Origin of the sequence: Sulfitobacter sp. (genome assembly GCF_039977885.1) — a bacterium.
Lineage (GTDB): Bacteria > Pseudomonadota > Alphaproteobacteria > Rhodobacterales > Rhodobacteraceae > Sulfitobacter.
The window spans coordinates 1-3725 of the sequence record NZ_JBDWCI010000013.1; the positions used below are offsets into that span (position 1 = coordinate 1).

General features: G+C 52.4%; 3 protein-coding genes and 1 pseudogene. 1 reads left to right on the forward strand and 3 read right to left on the reverse strand.

Going from position 1 to position 3725, the window contains the following annotated elements; translation table 11 throughout:
* Nucleotides 1-61 precede the first annotated feature (61 nt).
* Both ABJM03_RS11425 and ABJM03_RS11430 read right to left on the reverse strand, forming a co-directional pair.
* A protein-coding gene (locus ABJM03_RS11425) for an IS3 family transposase (protein WP_348335836.1) occupies nucleotides 62-1197 on the reverse strand; the annotation gives its coding sequence in 2 pieces (ribosomal slippage) (nucleotides 62-915 and nucleotides 915-1197; 1137 coding nt in all).
* Nucleotides 1198-1596: 399 nt separating this feature from the next.
* A protein-coding gene (locus ABJM03_RS11430) for an IS3 family transposase (RefSeq protein WP_348417604.1) occupies nucleotides 1597-2750 on the reverse strand; the annotation gives its coding sequence in 2 pieces (ribosomal slippage) (nucleotides 1597-2489 and nucleotides 2489-2750; 1155 coding nt in all).
* Between the two features lie 62 nt (nucleotides 2751-2812).
* Here ABJM03_RS11430 and ABJM03_RS11435 point away from each other — a divergent pair.
* Entirely contained in the window at nucleotides 2813-3340 is a 528-nt protein-coding gene (locus tag ABJM03_RS11435; RefSeq protein ID WP_348417606.1) for a site-specific integrase, read from the forward strand.
* Between the two features lie 25 nt (nucleotides 3341-3365).
* On the opposite strand, the pseudogene ABJM03_RS11440 reads toward ABJM03_RS11435, so the two are convergent.
* Nucleotides 3366-3725, reverse strand: a pseudogene (locus ABJM03_RS11440) (site-specific integrase); the annotation flags it as partial.

Here is a 3725-nt window from a genome sequence, read left to right on the forward strand (position 1 = left end):
AGAGGTGGTCCTGCTTTTTCGACCATCTTGCAGCCCATTTAAGGTGGATCAGGGTTTCACATTAGGCTGCTAATCTCATCGGTTCTGTTTTGCTGGCATAGGCCTCATCTGGGGTCAAGATGCCGTGAGACGAATGGGGGCGTTCGGCATTGTAATAAGCGAGCCAATTCCCAATGCCTTGTCGGGCTTCTGATCCCGTCTCAAAAGCGTGCAGGTAGACGCATTCGTATTTTAGAGATCGCCACAATCGTTCAATCATTCGGTTGTCGACCCAGCGACCTTTCCCGTCCATGGAGATCCTCACACCAGCCTTAGACAACGCATTGGTCCATTCAAAGCCAGTGAACTGACTGCCTTGATCACTATTCATTATCTCAGGTTTACCATATCTGGCGATGGCGTCTTGAAGGGCTTCAACGCAAAAGTCCGCTTCCATGCTGTTCGAGAGCCGCCAAGCCAGAACCTTTCGGCTGAACCAATCCATGATGGCAACCAAATATAGAAAACCCCGCCGCATCGGGATGTAGCTGATGTCGACGCACCAAACCTGATTGGGCCGGGTAATCGCCAGACCTTTTAGCAGATAGGGCCAAACTTTGTGCTGAGGATGCTTCTTCGAAGTATTCGGAGTTTGATATATCGGTGTCAGACGCATCTTTCGCATCAGGCGGCGCACTCTGTGACGACCACATTTATGGCCCTGCCTTTGCATATGCCGTGCCATTTGCCGCGATCCGTACCACGGCGTCTCCAAAAACTGCTTGTCGATGATCTTCATAAGCATCAAGTTCGCGGCGCTTTCGCCAACAGGCTGATAATAGAGACTGGATCGGCTCAATCGCAGCAACGCGCATTGCCGTCTCTGGCTGAGGGAGTGTTCGGCGCTCACCATTTTTTGCCTCGCGTCCCGAGCAGTTGATGCGAGGCACTGGCTAAAAAATCCCGCTCTACCACCAACTGACCAATTTTCGAATGAAGCTTCTCTATCTCGGCTTCCGAACTGCGGGCGGCATCGGACTTCCCACGTTCAAAAGCGCTGGCCATGTTGGCAATTGCAGCACGCTTCCATGTGCTGATCATGTTGGGATGAACACCGTACTTCTTCGACAGCTCCGCCAATGTCATCTCTTCGCGGATCGCCTCCAGTGCAACCTTGGCTTTGAAGTCAGGTGAATAGTTCTTTCTTTTGCTCATTATGGATCGTCTCGTTCGTTATGCGATCCACCTTAAACAATGGTCCGAATTTACGCGACCACCTCTAGAGGAGATAGAACGGCTACTAAGCGACTACTTGTTGCACAAACACAGGATCGCTGAAATTGCTGCGGGCGCAGACGCATGACCACACATGTTATACTTTGTGTAGTCCCTAACATTTTCACTTGATTGCTTTTGATTACAAAGACTTAGCTTTTCGGCATTTTTTGGTCGACCGCAAAAATGTGTGATTTTACAATTACTTGTGACGAAACCACACATTATTGGCAAAACATGAAGCAAGCAAAACTACTGACAAACGCAGAGCAAAAGCGCGTAGCAGCTGTTATCAACGCACACTGAGCTACTCCCCATTTGTTGGACAGGATCTGGCGTAAATTAAGCTACTCTCTGCTCCTGCTGATCGGGTTGTGTTTTGTCATTTCTCAGCCAATAGACCACGGCTGGTGGCCTGCCGCCAAGGGCTGAGTGTGGGCGTTTGTTGTTGTAAAAGGTCATCCATTTCCGGATACCTGCCTTCGCTTTTGATCCGGTCTCCCAAGCATGCAGATAGACACACTCGTATTTCAGGGTTCGCCAGAGCCTCTCAATGAAGATGTTGTCCAGGTAGCGGCCCTTCCCATCCATTGAGATGCGCACGCCGGATCGGCGTAGCCGGTCAGTCCAGGCAAAGGACGTGAACTGAGATCCTTGATCGGTATTCATTATCTCGGGCGGGCCGAACTTGTGGATGGCCTCGTTCAGCGCCTCGACGCAGAAGTCGGCCTCCAGCGTGTTCGAGATGCGCCAAGCCAGGACCTTCCGGGTATGCCAGTCCATGATGGCGACCAAATACAGGAACCCGCGCCGCATCGGCAGGTAGGTGATATCGGCGCACCAGACCTGATTGGGCCGATCCACCCGCAACCCTTTCAGTAGGTAGGGATAGGTCTTGTGCCCTTTCGCCGGCCTGCTGGTATTAGGCTTCTGATAGATCGGCATCAGCCCCATGAGGCGCATCAGCCGGCGTATCCGCTTCTCGTTCACAAGATGCCCATCGTTACGCAGGTGCCAGGTCATCTGCCGGACACCGAAGAAGGGTGTTTCCAGGAACTGCTCGTCGATCCGCCGCATCAAATCAAGGTTCTGCGCGGTCTCGCCCTTCGCCGTGTAATAGAATGACGAGCGTGAGATCGACAGCAGCTTGCACTGCTGGACGACAGACAGTTGGGGGTGATCAGGCTCAATCATATCGCGCCTCACTTCCCGCCCCAAGGCTTCAGCTTTCTTTCCAAAAAATCGTTGGCCACAGCCAGCTCCCCGATCTTGGCGTGAAGTTCCTTCACCTGTTCTACATTGATCTCGGGATTCTTTCTGCCGCCGCGTTCAAACACGCCGGAGGCACCCTCGAGGAGCGCACGTTTCCATTGATGGATCATCGTCGGATGCACCCCGAACCGGCTTGCCAGCTCGGCGGCGGTCTCCTCACCCTTCAAGGCTTCCAGCGCGACCTTCGCCTTAAATTCAGGCGCATGTTGTTTGCGTTTCGACATCTCTGTTCTCCTTCTCGTCGAAGATCAGCAGACTGCAAATCGTAGCTTACGTCACTGTCCGAATTTCGGGGGGTAGCTCACACCGCTATAGCGCACGAAACCATGCAATTTTCGCGTTCAGCTTTTTTGCTGGTTTGCGCGCATGCGAGATAGCTGCGCTGGAAGTTGGCGACGTGTTTGACGAACGCGGCGACGTGCGTGACACGATCTACTTAGCTGCTGCACAGACGAAGGGCGACGAAGCAGGCACGGTGCTCGTTAGTAAGCGATTGAACAACGCGCTCAAGTCATACGCCACCAGCTACCCCCGTCAGATCAGCAATGCAAAAGCACCGCTGTTCTTTAGCGCTAAGCGCGGCGGGTTTAGCCCACAAACGATCGTCAACCTATTTGCTAAGTTCTATGCAGAAGCGGGCATAAAAGGCGCAAGCTCGCACAGTGGCCGCAGACAGTTTTTGACTGAGCTGGCAGACAAAGGCGTGAATGTGCGTGTGATACAAGCGCTGGCTAGGCACAAGGACATAAGCACGACCCAGCGCTACATTGATTTTAACGAACGTAAGCTTCGCAACGCCATAGAGCTTGTCTAAATGAAAGACACCATACTATTTCTCATCACTCTTTCCCGCCATTCACTAATGCTAGGAATAAATCCTCACTGAGCTCGCCCGCTTTGTAACGCCGCAATGCCTCCGCTGTAAAAGCATCCACGCCCCGCGCTGTCATAGCGTCCAGTTCCTGCTTCCTATTTCGCTTTGTGCGCGTGATCTGCTGTCTACGCTGCTTTGAGACAACGTGAGAATAATGCGTTTCGATCTGTTTGACCTTACAGCCCATGTTTATCGCCAAGTCATATACACTCACATCACCCTTCTCCAAGCGCAGCGTCGCATATGTGTGCCTCAAGCTATTCAAGCTTCGCTTGTCACCATCTCTGTCAAACAGCAATCCATCTTGCCTGCCATCAAAATCGAT